This window comes from Streptomyces bobili (assembly GCF_002154575.1).
Taxonomy (GTDB): Bacteria; Actinomycetota; Actinomycetes; order Streptomycetales; family Streptomycetaceae; genus Streptomyces; species Streptomyces bobili.
In genome coordinates, this window is record NZ_MUBA01000107.1 from 1 (window position 1) to 18,550 (window position 18,550).

Sequence of the window (18,550 nt, forward strand, 5' to 3'; positions counted from 1 at the left end):
TTCTCGATGGTGTCGAGGACGGCGAGGCCGGCCGCGCAGGCGACGGGGTTGCCGCCGAACGTCGTGCCGTGCTGGCCGGGCCGGAGCAGTTCGGCGGCCCGTCCGAAGGCGACGGTCGCGCCGAGCGGCAGCCCGCCGCCGAGCTGCTTGGCAAGGGTGACGATGTCGGGCAGGACGCCTTCGTGGGCCTGGTACTCGAACCAGTGCCCGGTGCGGCCGATGCCGGTCTGCACCTCGTCGAGGACGAGGAGCGCCCCGGTGGCGGCGGTGATGGCGCGGGCCGCCTTGAGGTAGCCGGCGGGCGGGACGACGACGCCGAGTTCGCCCTGGATGGGCTCGATGACGACGAGCGCGGTCTCGTCGGTGACGGCGGCGGCCAGCGCCTGCGCGTCACCGAAGGGGACATGGGTGACGTCGCCGGGCAGCGGCAGGAACGGGTCCCGCTTGCCGGGCTGCCCGGTGAGCGCGAGGGCGCCCATCGTACGGCCGTGGAAGGCGCCCTCGGTGGCCACGACGTGGGTGCGCCCGGTGAGCCGGCCCATCTTGAAGGCGGCCTCGTTGGCCTCGGCGCCGGAGTTGCAGAAGAAGACCCTGCCCTCGCGGCCGAAGTGCTGGAGGAGCCGTTCGGCGAGGGCCACGGTGGGTTCGGCCATGAAGAAGTTGGAGATGTGGCCGAGGGAGCCGATCTGGCGGGTCACGGCCTCGACGATCGCCGGGTGGGCGTGGCCGAGGGCGTTGGTCGCGATGCCGCCGACGAAGTCGAGATAGCTGTTGCCGTCGGCGTCCCAGAGCCGGGTGCCCTCGCCGCGGACGAGAGGCAGCAGCGGGGTGCCGTAGTTGTTCATGAGGGCGCCCTGCCAGCGCGTGGTCAGTTCCTCGTTGCCCGTGACGGCGTTGCTCATGACGACTCCCCCTCTGTCTCGTCGGGCACGACCATCGTGCCGATGCCTTCGTCGGTGAAGATCTCCAGCAGGATCGAGTGCTGGACGCGTCCGTCGATGACGCGGGCGGTGGTGACGCCGCCGCGCACGGCGTGCAGGCAGCCCTCCATCTTCGGGACCATGCCGGCGGACAAGTCCGGCAGCAGCTTCTCCAGTTGGGAAGCGGTGAGGCGGCTGATCACCTCGTCGGAGTTCGGCCAGTCCTCGTAGAGACCCTCGACGTCCGTGAGGACCATGAGGGTTTCGGCGCCCAGAGCAGCAGCGAGTGCCGCAGCCGCCGTATCAGCATTGACGTTGTAGACATGGTGGTCGTCCTGGCTACGGGCGATCGACGAGACGACCGGGATGCGGCCGTCGGCGAGCAGTGCCTCGATGGCGCCCGTGTCGATAGCGGTGATCTCGCCCACCCGCCCGATGTCGACCGACTCGCCGTCGATCGTCGGCCGGTGCTTGACGGCGGTGATGGTGTGCGCGTCCTCGCCGGTCAGCCCGACGGCGAGCGGGCCGTGCCGGTTGAGCAGTCCGACCAGTTCGCGCTGGACCTGCCCGGCCAGCACCATCCGTACGACGTCCATGGCGTCCTCGGTGGTGACGCGCAGGCCGGCCTTGAACTCGCTGACGATGCCGTGCTTGTCGAGGGCGGCGCTGATCTGCGGGCCGCCGCCGTGCACGACGACGGGCTTGAGGCCGGCGTGGTGCAGGAAGACGACGTCCTGCGCGAAGGCGGCCTTGAGGTCCTCGTCGATCATGGCGTTGCCGCCGAACTTGATGACGACCGTCTTGCCGTTGTGCCGGGTCAGCCAGGGCAGCGCCTCGATGAGGATCTGGGCCTTGGGCAGCGCGGTGTGCTTGCGGGTCGTGCTCATGATGAGTACGCGCTGTTCTCGTGGACGTAGTCGGCGGTGAGGTCGTTGGTCCAGATGGTGGCGGTCTCCGTGCCGGCCGCGAGGTCGGCGACGATGTGCACCTCGCGGTAGCGCATGTCGACCTTGTCGCGGTCCTCGCCGACCCCGCCGTTCTTGCACACCCATACGCCGTTGATCGCGACGTTGAGCCGGTCGGGCTCGAAGGCGGCCCGGGTGGTACCGATCGCGGAGAGCACGCGGCCCCAGTTGGGGTCCTCGCCGTGGATGGCGCACTTGAGGAGGTTGTTGCGCGCGATGGAGCGGCCCACCTCGACGGCGTCTTCCTCGCTGGCGGCGCCCACGACCTCGACCTTGATGTCCTTGCTGGCGCCCTCGGCGTCGCGGATGAGCTGCTGGCCCAGGTCGTCGCAGACGGTGCGGACGGCCTCGGCGAACTCGGCGTACTCCGGAGTGACTTCGGAGGAGCCGGAGGCGAGCAGCAGCACGGTGTCGTTGGTCGACATGCAACCGTCGGAGTCGACGCGGTCGAAGGTGACCCTGGTGGCGGCGCGCAGGGCCTTGTCGAGCGACTCGCTGTCCACGTCGGCGTCGGTGGTGAGGACGACGAGCATGGTGGCGAGGCCGGGGGCGAGCATGCCCGCGCCCTTCGCCATGCCGCCGACGGTCCAGCCGTTCTTCGTGACGACGGACGTCTTGTGGACGCTGTCGGTGGTCTTGATGGCGATGGCGGCCTTCTCGCCGCCGTGCTCGCTCAGTGCCTCGGCGGCCTTTTCGACGCCGGGGAGCAGCTTGTCCATCGGGAGGAGGACGCCGATGAGGCCGGTGGAGGCGACGGCGACCTCGCCGGCGCCCACGCCCAGGACCTCGGCGACCTTCTCGGCGGTGGCGTGCGTGTCCTGGAAGCCCTTCGGTCCCGTACAGGCGTTGGCGCCGCCGGAGTTGAGGACGACGGCGCACAGGGCGCCACTCTTGAGGACCTGCTCGGACCAGAGCACGGGCGCGGCCTTGACGCGGTTGGAGGTGAAGACGCCCGCGGCGGCGCGGCGCGGCCCGGTGTTGACCACGAGGGCCAGGTCCGGGTTGCCGTTCTCCTTGATCCCGGCGGCGATGCCCGCCGCCGTGAATCCCTTGGCTGCCGTGACGCTCACGGTGCGACTCCGATCGTGGAAAGGCCCAGTGCCTCGGGGAGCCCGAGGGCGATGTTCATGCTCTGGACGGCACCGCCCGCGGTGCCCTTGGTCAGGTTGTCGATGGCGCTGATCGCGATGATGCGGCCCACCGACTCGTCGAGGGCGACCTGGACCTGAACGGCGTTGGAACCGTAGACGGACGCCGTGGCGGGCCACCGGCCCTCGGGCAGCAGGTGCACGAAGGGCTCGTCGGCGTAGGCCTTCTCGTAGGCGGCGCGCACGGACTCGGCGGTGACGCCCTCCTTGGCGGCGGCCGTGCACGTGGCGAGGATGCCACGGGGCATCGGCGCGAGTGTCGGCGTGAAGGAGACGGAGATCCGCTCCCCCGCCGCCGCGCTGAGGTTCTGGATCATCTCGGGCGTGTGCCGGTGCCCGCCGCCGACGCCGTACGGAGACATCGACCCCATGACCTCGCTGCCGAGCAGGTGCGGCTTGGCCGCCTTGCCCGCGCCGGAGGTGCCGGAGGCGGCGACGATCACGGCTTCCGCCTCGGCCAGGCCCGCGGCGTAGGCCGGGAACAGGGCGAGGGAGACGGCCGTGGGGTAGCAGCCGGGCACCGCGATGCGCTTGGACCCCTCCAGCGCGACGCGGCCGCCCGGCAGTTCGGGGAGGCCGTAGGGCCAGGTCCCGGCGTGCGGGGAGCCGTAGAAGCGCTCCCAGTCGGCGGGGTCCTTGAGGCGGAAGTCGGCGCCCATGTCGACGACGAGGACGTCCGGGCCGAGCTGTTCGGCGACGGCGGCGGACTGTCCGTGCGGGAGGGCGAGGAAGACGACCTCGTGTCCGGCGAGCACCTCGGGAGTCGTCTCCTGGAGGACGCGGTCGGCCAGGGGAAGGAGGTGTGGCTGGAGGGTGCCCAGCTTCTGTCCCGCGTTGGAGTTGCCGGTGAGGGCACCGATCTCGATCTCGGGGTGCGCGAGGAGCAGGCGCAGCGCCTCGCCGCCCGCGTACCCGCTCGCTCCGGCCACTGCCGCACGTACCGTCATGTCCACCCTCCTCTGGGATGGCATGACTATACGTCGCTATGCACGTTTATACAATCCATCCTCGGCGGCAGGGCCCGTCCCACGCCGCCGCCGGACGGCGGTGAGGACCCCGAGCAGCGCCACGGCCAGCATCGACATACCCCCCACGGCCGTGCCCAACCGCAGACCGGGCGGGTGGAAGACGCAGGTGAGCCGGGTCGAGGTGCCGTCGAGGGGTACGGCGATCAGTCCGTGGTACTGCCCGGCGGGTACGGCGGGGGCGTCGCCCGTGGCGCAGCGCCAGCCGGCGATCCGGGGCGCCGCGACCACGGCGGTGCCCGTGCCGCCCTCGGGGAGCCGCGCCCGGATCGTGCCGCCGGAGACGCTCACCTCGGTGGCGCCGGTGGCCGTGAGCCGCTCGACGGCGGTGCGCAGCCGGACGGTGTCCAGGCAGCCGACGGCGCCGTCCGGGACGGTGCTGGGCCGGTTCGGGGACAGGTCGACGCGCACGAGTCCGGACGCGGGGACGGTGCCCAGCCGCTGCATCGCCGCGATCTTGCTGACGGGGTCGGACCGGAACCGCCCGGTCGGAGCGCCTGCCGGGGCGCCGGCGAGCCGCGCGGTGCCCGCGAAGTGCGGCGTCCACAGGTACACCTCGCTGCCCGCCGCACATCGGGCCGTGATCGTCGCGGTCCCCGCGGGGAGCACGGCTAGGTGTACGCCCGGCCGCTCGCCCTCCGCCCGGCGGGGAGACTTGCCGTCGCCGGTCCGCACGGTGAGGCGGGGCACGGTGTAGACGCGGGTGCCCAGCAGGAGTTCCTGGTTGCGGTACGGCGACGGACCGAAGGCGGACGGGCGGGCCGCGGTGGGCCGTACGGTCACCAGGGGCGGGACCTCCTGGCGGGTCACGGTCACGCCGCTGCCGTCCTGCGGGAACCAGTTCTGGTGCGGGTCCGGCGGGGAGTGCACCCGCGCGCCGACGGAGAAGATCGCGTCGGTGACGGCGTTGTCCAGGCTCTGGAGGCTGCGACCGCCCGAGGTCCAGCCCCCGCCGAGGGCGGTGAGCGTACGGAAGAGCACGTCGGAGGTGTGGCTGCTGTAGTACTGGGCGCCCTGGCCGCCGACCGTCAGCGGGGCGTTGCCGACGGTCTGCTCGCGGCCCGGATCGGTCCGGTACCGGGGCCAGCCGTCGGCCTCCGCGACCGCCTCGGCCTGCTGCTGCCGCCGCTGCCGCCAGGGCGCGTAGTCGTCCATGTGCCCGAGCCGTCGTGCGCCGGGGAGGTCAGCCCCGTGCCGGTCGGATCGCCGACTCAGACGGGCGGTCATTCCGCATGGTTGTGCCGTGATTCGACATTATGGAGAGAATTCCCGATGCGTCGGCGAACCTTTCCCGCATTTCCGTTACCGGAAGGGAAACAGGAAATGTCGCGCACCTTCCCGAAGGGCCAACTGTACGGTCACACCGCGCAGTTGGCCCCTCGATGAATTATCTCGGCCTACTTCTGCCTGATCCGCAGGAAGGTGACCGAATTCGCCGGGAAGGTGTACGTGAACCGGTCGGCCACGCCGGTGAAGGTGGACGTCACCGGCGCCACCGGGGTCGCGGTCTCCGAGTTGACCGCGTCGGGCGCGGCGGCCAGCGTGGTCACCCGGGCCTTGGTGGAGACCTTGGCGCCGCCGAGGTCGACGGCCGTGCGGGCGTCCGCCGACTGGGCGTTGACGACCTTGACGATCAGGTCACCGGTCTTCTGGTCACGGGTGACGACCTGACGGAACGGCTCGGCCGGCTTGTCGTCGGTGAAGCTTCCCCACTCCTGGCCGTCGAGGTACAGGGTGACCTGACGGCCCCGCACCTTGATGTCGATGTCGTAGGCGCGGCCCGTCTCGATGCTTCCGGCCTTGGCGAGGAGCGTCGACTTGCCGCCGTCCACGGCCTGTTCGACGGCGGACTGGGTGTTGTTCCAGCCGCCCAGGTTCCACCAGTAGTAGTTGCCGGTGTCCTTGACGCCGAAGGCGACGAGGAAGCCCTCCCTGCCGGACTTCTTGGTGGCCTTCACGTGCAGGTCGTAGTCGTGCCAGGCCGGGTCCCCGGCGGAGACCATGGTGTTCTCGGCGGCGCCGTCGCTCTGCACGTACTGGCCGTCCTGGACGCTCCAGCTGCCCCCGCCGGTGTGCGTCCACTGCGTGGCGTCACCGGAGAAGTCGTCGCCGAGCAGCGCCTTGCCGTCGGCGCCGGTGACCTTCACGTCGTCGTACGCCGCGCTGGTCGCCCAGGTCGACAGACCGACGGCGCCGCTGATGGGGCCGCTCACGGCGGGGGTGGTGGTGGCGGTCGAGGGGACCACGCGGTCACCGACGTTGGTCATGAACAGCTTCTGGACCTCGTAGTTGGCGGAGTTCCAGGAGGCGTGGTTGTTGAACCACACCATGTCCGGGGCCCACTGCACGTAGTCCTCGTTGGCGAACAGCGGTGCGTAGGAGGCGAGTTTGACGACGTCCGCGTTGCGTTCGAGGCCGGTCATGTAGGCGGCCTCGGCGAGGCCGTTCTTGAAGGCGTTGCCCAGGGAGGCGTACTCGCCGAGGAAGACCTTGGGCCCGCCGCGGTCGTAGGAGTCGTAGCGGTCGTTGTTCTGGAGGAACCACTGCGGGCTGTTGTAGTAGTGCTCGTCGACCATGGCGACGTTCTCGTCGCGGTTGAGCTGCCAGGCCGTGTCGAAGGTCGAACCGGAGTCGTCCGGCCCGGAGTTGGAGATCACGGTGATGTCCGGGTACTTGGCCTCGACGGCCGCCCGGAACTGCTTGAACCGGGCCATGAACTCGGCCGGAAGGTTCTCCTCGTTGCCCACGCCCAGGTGGGTGAGATGGAAGGGCTTGGGGTGGCCCATCCGGGCACGCTTCTTGCCCCAGGTGGAGGTGACGGGGCCGTTGGCGAACTCGATGAGGTCGAGGGTGTCCTGGATGTGCCGCTGGAGCAGGGCGTCGTCGACGACGGCCTTGTTCTGGCCGCAACCGGTCACCAGGGCGGGTACGACGGGCAGGGGCATCGCGCCGACGTCCTCGGCGAAGCGGAAGTACTCGTAGTAGCCGAGTCCGTAACTCTGGTTGTAGCCCCAGAAGTTGGCGTTGGTGGCGCGTTCCTCGACGGGGCCGATGGTGTCCTTCCACTGGTAGGCGCGGGCGCGCTGCCAGCCGGAGGCCTCGCTGTAGTCCTGCATGGAGCCGGTGTTGACCAGGCAGCCGCCGGGGAAGCGGACGAAGCCGGGCTTGAGGTCGGCGACCTTCTGGGCGAGGTCCGCCCGCAGGCCGTTGGACTGGTGCTTGTAGGTGTCGCGCGGGAACAGGGACACCATGTCGAGGGCGGCGGCGGCCGAGGAGGCGACCGTGAGGCGGCCGTCGCTGCTGGTGCGGGTGGCCGTGAAGGTGGCCCGGTACTTGGCCCAGCCGCCCTTCGCCGCCACCTTGCGGGCGGTGGCCAGAGTGCCGTCGGCGTCCTGGAGGCCGACGGTGAGCGTGGTGCCGCTCTCGGCGCGGGCCCATACCGAGAAGTCGTACCTCTTGCCCTGTTCGACGCGGACGCCGGTGTTGTACCCGGCGTTGGTGACGGAGGAGCCGGCGCCGAGGGACAGGTAGGCGCGGTTGCGCTCGTTGAGGCGGCCGGAGTCGTCGAGGACCTGCCCGGTGCCGTCGACCGTCCAGGAGGTCAGCGGGGTGTAGGCGCGGTTGTCGGCGGTGGCGTACTCGAAGGACCGGTTCTGCACGAGTTCGGCGTAGAGACCGCCGTCGGCGGCCCGGTTGATGTCCTCGAAGAAGACGCCGTACATCGTGTCGTCGATCGCCGCGCCCTCGGCGGCGGGGTCGACGGTGATCGTGTAGTCGGTGGCGTCCTCGGCGTGCGCGGGGGCGGGGAGGAGGGCGGTCGCCGTCAGCAGGGCGGTGGCGGTGAGACCGAGTCTCCAGCGGGTGCCGGTGGTGGTGCGGGTGGTGCTGCGTGACATGGATACTCCGCGGCTCTCAGTACACGATGTTCGAAATATCGGACCTTGATCAGCACTTCGAACGGCAAGATAGGGAGGGGGTCGGAGCGCGTCAATGGTTCGCGCAGCAACGGATGTGACGGAGGGCGGCACACGATGGGCGAGTTCTGGCCAGTGCCGGACATTCTTGGGTTCCTCGCCGGGGACTGGCGGGTCGAACGGTCGGTGCGGGATCTGACCGGCGGCGCGCGGGGGCGCTTCGAGGGCACGACGGTTTTCGGCCCGCTGGACGGCGGCGGACTGCTCCACGAGGAGTCCGGCACGTTCGTCTGGCAGGGCGTCCCGCGGCCCGCCGGGCGGACCCTGCGATTCCTCCCCGGGCGGCTGCCGGGCACGGCGGACGTGACGTTCGCCGACGGGCGGCCCTTCCACGGCCTGGATCTGAGGAGCGGACGGCATGTGACCGACCACCCGTGCGTCGCGGACCTCTACCGGGGCGAGTTCACCGTGCGGGACGCGGACCACTGGCGGACGCGCTGGCGGGTGCGCGGTCCCGCGAAGGACCTGGTGCTCACCACCGACTACGTGCGCGAGGCCTGAGCCGCGCTCCCCTCGAAGCGCAGGTTCCACCGGCCGCCGCGGCCGGTCACGGTCGTCGTCGACAGCGGGCGCACATCGAGGTTCCAGTACGTCGACGGCGGCGCCTTGAGCGCGTACACCAGGGCGGCCCGGATCACGCTCGGCTCGGCGACGGCGACGATCCGGCAGCCGTCCTCCACCGGCCGGGTGTCGAGCCAGCCGCCCACCCGGGAGATGAACGCCAGCAGTGACTCACCGCCGTGCGCAGTGGAACGCGGGTCGGCGAGCCAGGCGTCCACCGCGGCCGGTTCCCGGGCCATCGCCTCCCCCAGGGTGAACCCGCGCCAGCGCCCCATGTCGCAGTCCCGCAGGGCCAGCTGCACGAGCGGGGCGTATCCGAGCGCGTCACCGGTGGCGCGGCTGCGCGGGGTCGGTGAGCAGTAGCGCAGCTCGGCAGCCGCCAGCGGCAGCAGATCACCGGCCGCCCGCTGCACCTCGTCCCAGCCCGCCTGGTCCAGCGGGCGGTCGTCCTCGAAGCGCTCGGCGAGCAACGCGGAGCTGCGCGCCGCGGCGACGAACGTGACCCGGAGTGCCATGCGGTGATGGTGGGACGCGCAAGTACGCAGGTCAAGAGATGTTCTGTGAAAACTTTTCCAAAACGAGCGCCATCCAGTGATCCGGTTCCGCCAGCGCCTCGAAGCCGATCTTCTCGTACACGCCGTGCGCGTCCCGCGTCGCGAGCAGGATGCGGCGCAGGCCGTGCGGGCGCAGGTGGTCCCGGACGGCGGCGACGAGCGAGGTCCCGATGCCCTTGCCCCGTACCGCCGGATCCACGTACACGTCGCACAGCCAGGCGAAGGTCGCCAGGTCCGTCACCACGCGCGCGTAGGCGACCTGCTCACCGGACATGGCGTCGTACACCCCGAAGTTCAGCGACCCGGCGATGGCCCGCTCCTGCTTCTCGCGCTCCCGGCCGAGCGCCCAGTAGGCGTCGGTCGACAGCCAGTGGTGCACCCGTGCGACGTCGATCCGGTCAGGGTCGGCGGAGATCTCGTAGCCCTCGGCCAGAGGCGGCGTGGGGGTCGTGGTCGTGGTCATGAGGGGGACCCTCACAGATGGCGTGACCCGTGTCGAACGGATTCCGCGAGGACCTCGTCGCAGGCCGCCCGCAGCCGTCGTACCCCTTCGGTGATCTCCTCGGCGCCTGCTACGGCCGCGAAGCTCAGGCGGATGTGCGGGGCCGGGGGTTCGGCGCTGAAGTAGGGGCGGCCGGGGGTCACGGCGACGCCTGCGCGCAGGGCCGCGGCCGTGAACGCGGACTCTCCCCCGGAGCCGAAGCTCTGGGAGGTGCCCCCGGTGCCGTCGGGCAGGCGCAGCCAGAGGTGGTAGCCGCCGGACGGGATGTGCGGGAGGGCGAGCTCGGGCAGGTGCAGGGCCAGGGCCGTGGTCAGCAGGTCGCGCCGGCTCCTCAGCTCGGCCGCGACCGCCCGCAGATGGCGTGGCCAGGCGGGCGAGCCGACCAGTTCGAGGGCCGCCTCCTGGAGGGGGCGGGGCACGAAGAAGGTGTCGACGACCTGGATGGCGCGCAGCCGCTCCAGCACCGGGCCGCGGGCGACGAGCGCGCTGACCCGGAAGCTCGGCGAGGTCGCCTTGGTCAGCGAGCCGACGTACACGACGACGCCGTCGGGGTCGTCGGCGACGAGCGGGCGGGGCAGCGGCCCGGCGTCCTCGTGCGCGAGCCGCCGCACGAAGTCGTCCTCGACGACGAAGGCCCCCGCCTCGCGGGCGATGCGCAGCACCTCGCCACGTCGGCCGGGGGACAGCACGGCGCCGGTCGGGTTCTGGAACAGCGGCTGGCAGACGAAGACGCGGGCGCCGGTCGCGCGGAAGGCGTCGGCGAGCAGCTCCGGCTTCACCCCGTCGCGGTCGACCGGCACCGGTACCGGACGCAGCCCCGCGGACCGGGCGATCGCCAGCATGCCGGGATAGGTCGGCGACTCGACGAGCACGGGGGCGCCGGGCGGGGCCAGCGCGCGCAGGGCGGTGGTGAGCGCGGTCTGGCCGCCCGAGCTGACGAGCACCTCGGCGGCGGTGACCGCGCCGCCGATGGCACGTCCGAACCACTCGCGCAGCTCCGGCAGGCCCTCGACGGGCGGTCGTCCCCAGGCTCCGGGGCGTCGCCCGGCCCGTGCCAGGGCCGCCGACATGGCGCGTTCCGGCTGCAGGGAGGGGTGCAGATAGCCACCGTTGAACTCGATGACGCCGGGCGGCGGGGCGGCGAGGGTGACGGTGACCCCGGAGGCGTCCACCGAGCGGGGCACGAGGTCGGCGCCCTCGGCGCTCAGCGCGACCTCCTGCCAGGAGGTGTCGCCTGCCGACGGGGAGGCCGGGCGGGGACGGGCCCGGAAGGCGCCGGCGCCGGGCCGGGTGATCACCAGCCCCTCGGCGGCCAGTTGCGCCAGGGCCCGTGAGACGGTCACCGGGCTCACCCGGAACCGCTCGACTAGGGCACGGCTCGACGGGAGCTTTCCACCGAGGGAGTAGCGATCCAGCTCTCCCCGCAGCCGATCCGCCAGTTCACCCACACTGCTACGCTCATGCATGAAGACACAGAGTAGCGCTACTGCCGTTCCCGCGATAGCGGTCACCACCGTCACCGCCCCGCGGGCGAGCGGCTTCGGCACCCTCCAGGCCGCTCTGGGCGTCGGAGCCTTCTCCCTGACCTTCCCCGCCACCGCCTGGGGCCTGGAGGGCTTCGGCCCCTGGGCGCTGGTCGCCGTCCGCAGCGTGCTCGCCGCCCTCGTCGCGGGCGGCTGCCTCCTCGCCCTGCGGGTGCCGCTGCCCGACCGCCGGAACTGGGCGGGGCTCGCCGTCGTGGCCGCCGGGGTCGTCGTCGGCTTCCCGCTGCTGAGCACGCTCGCCCTGCAGACGTCGTCCACCGCGCACGCGGCCGTCGTGGTCGGTCTGCTGCCTCTGACGACCGCGCTGCTGTCCGCGCTGCGCGTCGGCTCCCGGCCCTCCCGCACCTTCTGGGCCGCGGCGCTGGCCGGCGCGGGCGCGGTGGTCGCCTTCACCGTGCTGCAGAGCGGCGGCGCCCTCAGCACGGCCGACCTGTACCTGTTCGGGGCGCTGCTGGTGTGCGCGGCCGGTTACACCGAGGGCGGCCGGCTGGCCCGGGTGATGCCGGGCTGGCAGGTCATCGGCTGGGCGCTGGTGTTCTGCCTGCCGCTCGCCGTGCCCGCCGCCGCCCTCGCCCTGGCCCATGAGCCGGTCCGGCTGACCGCGCACAGCGTGACCGGGCTGCTGTGGGTGGCGGTGGGCTCGCAGTTCCTCGGGCTGGTCGTCTGGTACCGGGGGATGGCCGCCATCGGCATTCCCAAGGCCAGCCAGTTGCAGTTGGCCCAGCCCCTGCTCACACTGGTGTGGTCGGTGCTGCTGCTGGGCGAGCACCTCACGCCCGCCGCTCCGCTGACGGCCGCGGCCGTCCTGGTCTGCATCGCGGTCACCCAGCGGGCTCGCGGCTGAAGGGCGCGTACGCGCCGGTCCGGCCGGGGCGGTGCGCCGTAGACTCGAAGAAACGGACTCCACAGCTCCAGGACCGATGCTCCCGCACACGGTGAGGAGGTCTCACAGATGCGTGCGACCCCGGGCGACCAGCTTGTCCAGCACGGCAGGGTGGTCGGGCAACACGACAAGGTCGGCGAGATCGTCGAAGTGCTGGGACGGGAGGGCAATCCTCCCTACCGGGTGCGCTTCACGGACGGGCACGAGGGCCTGTGCTCGCCCGGACCGGACACCGAGATCCGCCACAGGGCCGAGGAACCGCGGTAGGGCCTTTCGTTTGGATCAGGCCGGCCGTGACCGACGGTTCGTCCCGGCTGACCCGAGCGGGGTCTGGTGCGTGCAGCTGCAAGGCGGAGGAGGAAGTCGACGCGGAGCCGGTGGGGGCCCCTCCCGCTCGAGCGAAGCCGAGAGTGGGGAGACCGACGACAACGCGGCTGGGGGTCCCCACGCCCTTGAGGCAGTGGGGAGTGCGGGCCAGACCCCGCGACGCCGGCATGATCCGAACGACAGGCCCTGGGCCGGCGGTTCAGCGTGAGGACGTCGCCGGCCGCGCGTAGTGGTCGGCGACGACGCGTGCCATCGCGCCGATGCGGTCCGTGCGCAGATCCTTGGCCGCGAAGAAGACATGGCCGCCGACCTCGGGCCGGCCGGCCGCCAGGGTGAGGTGCCGGGACAGCTCGGCCGGGTCCTGCCAGGCCGCGGGCTGCGCCGGATCGCCCGCCTTGTACAGCGCCTCCCCGAGGTACAGCTTCGTCCGGCTGCCCCGCGCCACCTCCGCCCACCAGGGCACGAGCGCGGCGTAGTCGGCGGCCTTGAGCCCGATGTTCCAGTACAGCTGCGGCACGACGTAGTCGATCCAGCCCTCGCGCACCCACTTCCGGGTGTCGGCGTGGATCGCGTCGTACGACTGGAGTGCCTGGGTGTCCGAGCCGCGCGGGTCGGTGGAGGCGTTGCGCCACACTCCGAAGGGGCTGATCCCGAACTGTGTGGTGGGCCGGACCGCCTTGATCCGGGCTGCCGTCTCGCGCACCAGCAGGTCGATGTTGTCGCGCCGCCAGGCCGCCCGGTTGGGGAAGGCGCCGCCGTGGGCGTCGTAGGCGGCGTCGTCGTCGAAGGTCTGGCCGGCCACCGGATAGGGATAGAAGTAGTCGTCGAAGTGCACCGCGTCGACCGGGTACCTGCGCACCGCGTCGAGCATCGCGTCCTGCACGAACGCCCGGACCTGCGGCAGCCCGGGGTTGTAGTAGAGCTTCCCGCCGTACGGCACCACCCAGTCGGGGTGTCTGCGCGCGGGGTGGGAGGCGACGAGCCCGGCCGGGTCGTCGTGGACGGCGACCCGGTAGGGGTTGAACCAGGCGTGCAGCTGGAGTCCGCGGGCGTGCGCCTCCGTGACCGCCGTGCCCAGCGGGTCCCAGCCGGGCGCCTTGCCCTGGGTCCCGGTGAGCACCTGCGACCAGGGCTCGTAGGGCGAGGGCCACAGGGCGTCCGCGGTGGGACGTACCTGGAAGATCACGGTGTTGAGGCGGTCGCGGACCGCCAGGTCCAGCCAGGCGAGCAGTTCGGAACGCTGCTGGGCGGCGGTCAGTCCGGGGCGCGAGGGCCAGTCGCGGTTGGCGACCGTGGCCAGCCAGACGCCCCGCATCGGCGCCACCGCACGGCCGTGCCCGCCCGCGGCGGGTCCGGACGGGACGCGGGCCGAGCCGGCCGAGGCGCCCGTCGTCGTGAACGCCGACAGTGCGGCCAGCGCGAACGCCCGCCGAGTCAGTCGCCCCATCGCGCACACCCCACATACACCACGGATCCGCTCGGTCACGGATCGTCTCCGCGCCCAGCATGCCCCCACCCGAACGATCGATCATCGATACTTGCTAGTAACGTGCACGATCGGAGCAGGCCCACCGGGACCCGGAAGACCTGCGCAGTGACCGTCAGTCAGCCAGTGAAAGGGACCGATGTGACCGACATCGAACGCGTCGGAGTGGTGGGCTGCGGCCAGATGGGGGCGGGCATCGCCGAGGTCTGCGCGCGGGCCGGACTCGACGTCAAGGTCGCCGAGACCACCGGCGAGGCCCTGGAGTTCGGCCGCACCCGGCTGTTCAACTCCCTGGCCAAGGCCGCCGAACGCGGCAAGATCAGCGAGGAGGAGCGGGACGCCACCCAGGCGCGCCTCAGCTTCACCACCGACCTCGGCGAGTTCGCCGACCGCGACCTCGTCATCGAGGCCGTCGTGGAGAACGAGCAGGTCAAGACGGAGATCTTCCAGGTCCTGGACCAGGTCGTGACCCGCCCGGACGCCATCCTGGCCTCCAACACCTCCTCCATCCCGCTGGTGAAGCTGGCGGTCGCCACCTCGCGGCCCGACCAGGTCATCGGCATCCACTTCTTCAACCCGGCCCCGGTGCAGCAGCTCGTCGAGCTGATCCCGGCGCTGACCACGTCCGAGGGCACGATCAGCCGCGCGCAGCTGTTCGCCGAGAAGACGGTCGGCAAGCACGCCATCCGCGCCCAGGACCGCTCGGGCTTCGTGGTCAACGCGCTGCTGATCCCGTACCTGCTCTCCGCGATCCGGATGTTCGAGACGGGCATCGCCAGCCGCGAGGACATCGACAACGGCATGGAGCTGGGCTGCGCCCACCCGATGGGCCCGCTGAAGCTGTCGGACCTGATCGGCCTGGACACGGTCGCCTCGGTGGCCTACTCGATGTACGAGGAGTACAAGGAGCCGCTGTACGCCGCTCCCCCGCTGCTCCAGCGCATGGTGGACGCGGGCCGGCTGGGCCGCAAGACCGGCTCGGGGTTCTACACCTACGGCTGAGCTGCGCAGACGGCTGATCCGGCACCCGCCCGCCAGGGCGCAGAGCACACGACTGAGGCCCGCTCCCAGTAATCCAGGGAGCGGGCCTCAGTGATCGTTACGGAGCCGAGGGAGTTCTGAGGGGGTTTCGAGGGGACGTCACGTCACTCCCTCGCCGGGCACGAGCAGGAACCGCCCGAGCGCCTGGTACGGCCGGAGTGGTTCGGCGACCTGATCGTTCAGGTTCTCCGCCCGCTTCATGGCCAGACCCTCCCCAGCAGCGTACTCCCGAATCCACGCCAGGCAGGAGGCCAGCGCGCGGTCGGCGCTCTCGCCCGGCTCGGTGCGGATCTCTCCCAGACCGGCGCCCGCCGCGGCAAGCCGGGCGCCCATCGTCCACGGGCCCCCGGCGAAGCGCGCCCCCTGTACGGACACTTCGGCCCCGTCGCCGATGTCCTTGGCCGTGAGCTTCAGGGGGACGGACTCCTCCCAGCCGATCGGTTCCACGGTCCGCAGGTCTGCGGCTGGCGGCCGCGGCCCGGCTCCGGCCTCCAGCCAGGAGTCGACCGCGGTCCTGCCACGCAGTCCGCGGTCCGGCATGAAATGCGAGTACACCTTCAGCGTGATGTCCGGTGAGGCGTGGCCCATCCAGTGCGACACGGAGATGACGTCCTCCCCGCCGCCGAGCTGGACGCTCGCGTAGGTGTGGCGCCAGCGGTGGTGCATCATCTCCCGCGACGGCTCCCACCCCCAGTTCGAGCCCTCCGCCCGCGGCGCGATGAGCCCGGCCTCGGCGAGCGCCGGCTTCATGGCGCGGTTGTTGTAGGTCGCCGGGTTAATGCGTTTGCCGAAGTGGGTCGTAGCGAGCAGTCGCACCTTGGCCGTCGGCCGGCCGCCGTTGCCCGGTCCGATCCAGGGCAGGGTCACCGTCACCGCCGGGAACTTCTCGCCGTGCTCGTCGAGCAGCTTGAGCAGGCCGGGCGACAGCGGGATCGACCGCTCCTTGTCGCCCTTCGGCAGCTTGAAGTACGGCCGGGTGGAGTTCTCCCACAGCAGCTGGCGGCGCAGATGCAGGACCATCAGGTCACGGTCGACGTCGTCCGGGCTGAAGCCGAACGCTTCGGCTTGGCGCTGCCCCGCCCGCATGCCGAGGTCGGCGACGATGCGGTATCGGGCCGGCATGGCCTCCCGGACTGCCCGCGCCTCGTCCTTCGTCCAGGCTCGCGCTCTCGTCTTACCCGGGCCCGTCGGACGCACGCCCTTCTCCGCCTGGCGGCAGGGGTTCTTCGCGATGCGCTTGCCGACAGCCGACTTGAAGACCGAGCTGAGGTGGTTCCAGACCACCTCGATGGTCGAGTCGGCCAACCCGCGGCTCTTCAGCTCACGCTTCCACTCGACGAGGTGGTCGTCACCGATCACGTACATCGGAGTCCGGCCGAGCACGGTGTCCACGATGTGGTTAAAGATCTTCGACTTCATCGGCACAGCCGTGTTCACCGCGTCGGTCCGCTTGGGCCACCACTCGTCAGTGATGTAGTCGGCGAGGAGGAGTTCGCCGTCACGGTCGTCGACGAACTCCTTCTTCTTCGTCTCGGCGAGGGCTTTGACCCTCCAGCCCTTCGCCTCGTCGAGCGTCTCGAACGACCTCTTCCTCACGCCCGGGATACCGCACACCCGGTACCGCTTCGTCTTCGTCCCGTACAGCTCAGTACGCTCGCGCTTCCCGGTGACCGGGTCCTTGCGCTTCTTCAGCCAGCGATCCTCGATCCACCCTGATGACGCCACGGCCAGCCCTCCCCTCTCAGGTCGTTGAGGCGGACTTCGAGGAGACGTTCCGTCACGCGCAGTTCGGCTGCGGCGGTCTGCACGTCCGTTGCCCACTGGGCGACTTCGGCGAGGTCCGAGATAGCTACCAGTCTGCGGGCCGCCTGGAGGTCGGCGCGGCGCTCCTGCCGAATCCGTGCAACCGGGCTGTTGCAGTCCGCATCGTCGGCGAAGACATGCTCCAGTTCGTGGGCGAGGACGCAGCGTTCCTGCACAGCGCTCAGGCCGGACGCGACGACGACGCGCCGACGGTCACGGGACCATGCCCCCCACGTGTCGCGGAGCCAGGTTCGGACGACGACGATGCCCAGTTCATCGAGGACCACCGCGGGCGCGTATTGGAGACCAGCGGATAGCAGCTGCGGCAGTACGGACATGCGCCCCCCAGGAAGCTCAGACGGGTGGGAAGCGCGCCGGGTGTTCATTCCTACCTGATCACACACAGGCAATGGAAGGTAACAGTAGGAAATCTTTCAACTGGTTTCACACGGTGGCGAATCCGGGCAGCAGCGAACAACCTCGGCACATTGCAGACCTGGTGACGGGGCGAGGATGTAGACCTCCGCCCTGCCCGGAAGGTTGTACTCCGTCAGGCCCCGCGTTCCATCGCACCGTAGATGCGCTCCGCATCGTCGGCCGGCACTCCCTCACCCGGCGCGTGTGGCCGGTAGGACGCTAGGGCGTAGCCGCCCTGCGCCGGGCGGCCTGCCGTGACGGGCGCGAGGAGCCGCTGCACCGCGGCCTCGAAGGTGTCACGGTCCGCGGGTGATGCGCCGGCCTGGACGGCCAGCCGACCGAACTCGTACACGCCAGGCACCAACTCCAGCACCCGCTGCTGAGGTGTGACCTCGCGGGGCGGCGCGGCCTGGTCCCCGGACAGCACGGTCTCCGGGTCTTCACCGGCGAGGATGCGGTCCGTCCACCCTCTGCGCCAGCCGAGCGCGGCAACCGTGGGTTCCAGCGTCGGAGGCTTGGCCCGCTTCTTCGGCGTCACGCCGGCCTCAAGGCTGCCGATGCTGCGGCCCGATACCTGGCCGCCGCGTTCGAGGACGCGCTCGGCGAGCTGCTCGCGCGTCAGCCCTTGCCGTTCTCGGTCGCCGCGGATGGCACGGCCAAGCACGGCCCAGCGCTCAGGGTCGTGATTCATCCCAGTCTCCGCATGCAACAGGAAGCAACGACAGGAAACAGACTACCGACCGGTCACCTCTGAATGACAGGCGAGATCACGCCGCTGACCTGGACCTTCGCAATCTTTCCTGTTCTTTCCTGCGCCACGCTTGCTTCGTTGCCGATTCTTTCCTAATCTTTCCACTGTGAAGGCGCGAGGAAGCAGCATCCGGCGCAATCGCGAGGAGTCGGGCTGCGGCCTGACGGAGTTCGCCCAACGCATCGGGATCTCCGCCTCGTACCTGTCCCGGATCGAAAGAGACCAGGCCAACCCCAGCCCCGGAGTCCTGCGGCGGATCGCCGAAGCGCTCCAGAACGAGAGCACCGTTCGGGCGGCCATCCGCGAGATCACCAACAGCGAAGACGAGGGAAGTGATGACGAGCCTGCCGAGTGAGCGATCCCCCCACCTCACCGTGAAGCAGCTGGCCAAGCGCTGGCAGACCACCCCGACGGCCATTTACATCGCCCGCCACCGCGGCAAGGCGCCGACCGGATTCAAGCGCGGCGCGCTGGTGCTGTTCCCGATCTCCGAGGTTGAGCGGTTCGAGGCCGCCCAGATGGCCGGAGACCGCCCCTCCCACCGCGGCGCCACCCCGGAGCACCGGCCGGCCGAGCCTCTCCGCGCGCGCCGCGGCCGCAGCACCGCCGCCGCCTGACACACCTCCAGACGTGCCGAAGGGCCGCTCCG

Annotated in this window: 18 protein-coding genes and 1 pseudogene; 6 read left to right on the forward strand and 13 right to left on the reverse strand. The window is 71.1% G+C overall.

What is annotated here, in order from left to right; all coding sequences use genetic code 11:
- The 6 genes and pseudogenes from BZL64_RS09730 to BZL64_RS09755 all read right to left on the reverse strand — a co-directional run.
- The coding region (locus BZL64_RS09730; protein WP_086768098.1) for an acetylornithine transaminase at positions 1 to 902 on the reverse strand (902 nt) is incomplete at its 3' end.
- Positions 899 to 1,807, reverse strand: coding sequence for an acetylglutamate kinase (gene argB, locus BZL64_RS09735; protein ID WP_086768100.1), 909 nt, complete (start codon positions 1,805 to 1,807; stop codon positions 899 to 901). The genes BZL64_RS09730 and argB, both read right to left, overlap by 4 nt.
- Positions 1,804 to 2,955: a bifunctional glutamate N-acetyltransferase/amino-acid acetyltransferase ArgJ gene (gene argJ, locus BZL64_RS09740; RefSeq protein WP_086768102.1), complete on the reverse strand. Its 1,152-nt coding sequence runs from the start codon at positions 2,953 to 2,955 to the stop codon at positions 1,804 to 1,806. Before argJ ends, argB begins: the two co-directional genes overlap by 4 nt.
- A complete protein-coding gene (argC, locus tag BZL64_RS09745; RefSeq protein ID WP_086768104.1) occupies positions 2,952 to 3,980 on the reverse strand; it encodes an N-acetyl-gamma-glutamyl-phosphate reductase in 1,029 nt (342 codons plus the stop codon). The genes argJ and argC overlap by 4 nt, the downstream gene beginning before the upstream one ends.
- 36 nt (positions 3,981 to 4,016) lie before the next feature.
- A pseudogene (locus tag BZL64_RS09750) lies at positions 4,017 to 5,225 on the reverse strand (YfhO family protein); the annotation flags it as partial.
- A 230-nt stretch (positions 5,226 to 5,455) separates the two neighbouring features.
- Positions 5,456 to 7,954 (reverse strand): alpha-L-arabinofuranosidase C-terminal domain-containing protein, encoded by a 2,499-nt coding sequence (locus tag BZL64_RS09755; RefSeq protein ID WP_086768106.1) that lies wholly within the window; start codon positions 7,952 to 7,954, stop codon positions 5,456 to 5,458.
- Between the two features lie 135 nt (positions 7,955 to 8,089).
- Here BZL64_RS09755 and BZL64_RS09760 point away from each other — a divergent pair, with 135 nt between their 5' ends.
- Positions 8,090 to 8,533, forward strand: coding sequence for a DUF6314 family protein (locus BZL64_RS09760; RefSeq protein WP_086768108.1), 444 nt, complete (start codon positions 8,090 to 8,092; stop codon positions 8,531 to 8,533).
- Here BZL64_RS09760 and BZL64_RS09765 read toward each other — a convergent pair.
- From BZL64_RS09765 to BZL64_RS09775, 3 genes are read right to left on the reverse strand one after another with little or no spacing between them, the layout of a single operon-like run.
- Positions 8,515 to 9,108, reverse strand: a complete 594-nt coding sequence (locus BZL64_RS09765; protein ID WP_086768110.1) for a histidine phosphatase family protein — start codon at positions 9,106 to 9,108, stop codon at positions 8,515 to 8,517. The genes BZL64_RS09760 and BZL64_RS09765 overlap by 19 nt on opposite strands.
- A gap of 31 nt (positions 9,109 to 9,139) precedes the next feature.
- On the reverse strand, positions 9,140 to 9,610 hold the full coding sequence (locus BZL64_RS09770; RefSeq protein WP_086768112.1) for a GNAT family N-acetyltransferase: 471 nt from the start codon (positions 9,608 to 9,610) through the stop codon (positions 9,140 to 9,142).
- Positions 9,611 to 9,621: 11 nt separating this feature from the next.
- Positions 9,622 to 11,115, reverse strand: a complete 1,494-nt coding sequence (locus BZL64_RS09775; RefSeq protein WP_086768114.1) for an aminotransferase-like domain-containing protein — start codon at positions 11,113 to 11,115, stop codon at positions 9,622 to 9,624.
- Here BZL64_RS09775 and BZL64_RS09780 point away from each other — a divergent pair.
- Positions 11,114 to 12,037 carry a DMT family transporter gene (locus tag BZL64_RS09780; protein WP_086768116.1) on the forward strand — a complete coding sequence of 308 codons (924 nt, stop codon included), beginning with the start codon at positions 11,114 to 11,116 and terminating at the stop codon, positions 12,035 to 12,037. The two genes, BZL64_RS09775 and BZL64_RS09780, sit on opposite strands and share 2 nt — an antisense overlap.
- Before the next feature lie 108 nt (positions 12,038 to 12,145).
- Entirely contained in the window at positions 12,146 to 12,343 is a 198-nt protein-coding gene (locus BZL64_RS09785; RefSeq protein ID WP_086768119.1) for a DUF1918 domain-containing protein, read from the forward strand.
- A gap of 259 nt (positions 12,344 to 12,602) precedes the next feature.
- Here BZL64_RS09785 and BZL64_RS09790 read toward each other — a convergent pair whose 3' ends face one another.
- Positions 12,603 to 13,850 (reverse strand): glycoside hydrolase family 10-like protein, encoded by a 1,248-nt coding sequence (locus BZL64_RS09790; RefSeq protein WP_086768121.1) that lies wholly within the window; start codon positions 13,848 to 13,850, stop codon positions 12,603 to 12,605.
- A gap of 180 nt (positions 13,851 to 14,030) precedes the next feature.
- Here BZL64_RS09790 and BZL64_RS09795 point away from each other — a divergent pair, with 180 nt between their 5' ends.
- Positions 14,031 to 14,891 (forward strand): 3-hydroxybutyryl-CoA dehydrogenase, encoded by an 861-nt coding sequence (locus tag BZL64_RS09795; RefSeq protein ID WP_086768122.1) that lies wholly within the window; start codon positions 14,031 to 14,033, stop codon positions 14,889 to 14,891.
- A gap of 138 nt (positions 14,892 to 15,029) precedes the next feature.
- Here BZL64_RS09795 and BZL64_RS09800 read toward each other — a convergent pair whose 3' ends face one another.
- From BZL64_RS09800 to BZL64_RS09810, 3 genes are all read right to left on the reverse strand, one after another.
- On the reverse strand, positions 15,030 to 16,655 hold the full coding sequence (locus BZL64_RS09800; RefSeq protein ID WP_086768124.1) for a tyrosine-type recombinase/integrase: 1,626 nt from the start codon (positions 16,653 to 16,655) through the stop codon (positions 15,030 to 15,032).
- A complete protein-coding gene (locus BZL64_RS09805) occupies positions 16,619 to 17,071 on the reverse strand; it encodes an ImmA/IrrE family metallo-endopeptidase (RefSeq protein ID WP_158101516.1) in 453 nt (150 codons plus the stop codon). Before BZL64_RS09805 ends, BZL64_RS09800 begins: the two co-directional genes overlap by 37 nt.
- A gap of 212 nt (positions 17,072 to 17,283) precedes the next feature.
- Positions 17,284 to 17,841: a hypothetical protein gene (locus BZL64_RS09810; RefSeq protein ID WP_086768128.1), complete on the reverse strand. Its 558-nt coding sequence runs from the start codon at positions 17,839 to 17,841 to the stop codon at positions 17,284 to 17,286.
- 166 nt (positions 17,842 to 18,007) lie between these two features.
- Between BZL64_RS09810 and BZL64_RS09815 the strand changes: the two genes are divergently transcribed.
- Together BZL64_RS09815 and BZL64_RS09820 are read left to right on the forward strand one after the other, a co-directional pair.
- Positions 18,008 to 18,256, forward strand: a complete 249-nt coding sequence (locus BZL64_RS09815) for a helix-turn-helix domain-containing protein (RefSeq protein ID WP_208639408.1) — start codon at positions 18,008 to 18,010, stop codon at positions 18,254 to 18,256.
- Positions 18,237 to 18,518, forward strand: coding sequence for a MerR family transcriptional regulator (locus BZL64_RS09820; RefSeq protein WP_086768132.1), 282 nt, complete (start codon positions 18,237 to 18,239; stop codon positions 18,516 to 18,518). Before BZL64_RS09815 ends, BZL64_RS09820 begins: the two co-directional genes overlap by 20 nt.
- Positions 18,519 to 18,550 lie beyond the last annotated feature (32 nt).

Bases quoted from the DNA above. Each gene is read 5' to 3' on its own strand.
- BZL64_RS09790 (WP_086768121.1), bottom strand. From the start codon at position 13,850: ATGGGGCGACTGACTCGGCGGGCGTTCGCGCTGGCCGCACTGTCGGCG.
- BZL64_RS09810 (WP_086768128.1), bottom strand. From the start codon at position 17,841: ATGAATCACGACCCTGAGCGCTGGGCCGTGCTTGGCCGTGCCATCCGC.
- BZL64_RS09755 (WP_086768106.1), bottom strand. From the start codon at position 7,954: ATGTCACGCAGCACCACCCGCACCACCACCGGCACCCGCTGGAGACTC.
- BZL64_RS09760 (WP_086768108.1), top strand. From the start codon at position 8,090: ATGGGCGAGTTCTGGCCAGTGCCGGACATTCTTGGGTTCCTCGCCGGG.
- argB (WP_086768100.1), bottom strand. From the start codon at position 1,807: ATGAGCACGACCCGCAAGCACACCGCGCTGCCCAAGGCCCAGATCCTC.
- BZL64_RS09765 (WP_086768110.1), bottom strand. From the start codon at position 9,108: ATGGCACTCCGGGTCACGTTCGTCGCCGCGGCGCGCAGCTCCGCGTTG.
- BZL64_RS09770 (WP_086768112.1), bottom strand. From the start codon at position 9,610: ATGACCACGACCACGACCCCCACGCCGCCTCTGGCCGAGGGCTACGAG.
- argC (WP_086768104.1), bottom strand. From the start codon at position 3,980: ATGACGGTACGTGCGGCAGTGGCCGGAGCGAGCGGGTACGCGGGCGGC.
- BZL64_RS09805 (WP_158101516.1), bottom strand. From the start codon at position 17,071: ATGTCCGTACTGCCGCAGCTGCTATCCGCTGGTCTCCAATACGCGCCC.
- BZL64_RS09780 (WP_086768116.1), top strand. From the start codon at position 11,114: ATGAAGACACAGAGTAGCGCTACTGCCGTTCCCGCGATAGCGGTCACC.
- BZL64_RS09775 (WP_086768114.1), bottom strand. From the start codon at position 11,115: ATGCATGAGCGTAGCAGTGTGGGTGAACTGGCGGATCGGCTGCGGGGA.
- BZL64_RS09820 (WP_086768132.1), top strand. From the start codon at position 18,237: ATGACGAGCCTGCCGAGTGAGCGATCCCCCCACCTCACCGTGAAGCAG.
- BZL64_RS09785 (WP_086768119.1), top strand. From the start codon at position 12,146: ATGCGTGCGACCCCGGGCGACCAGCTTGTCCAGCACGGCAGGGTGGTC.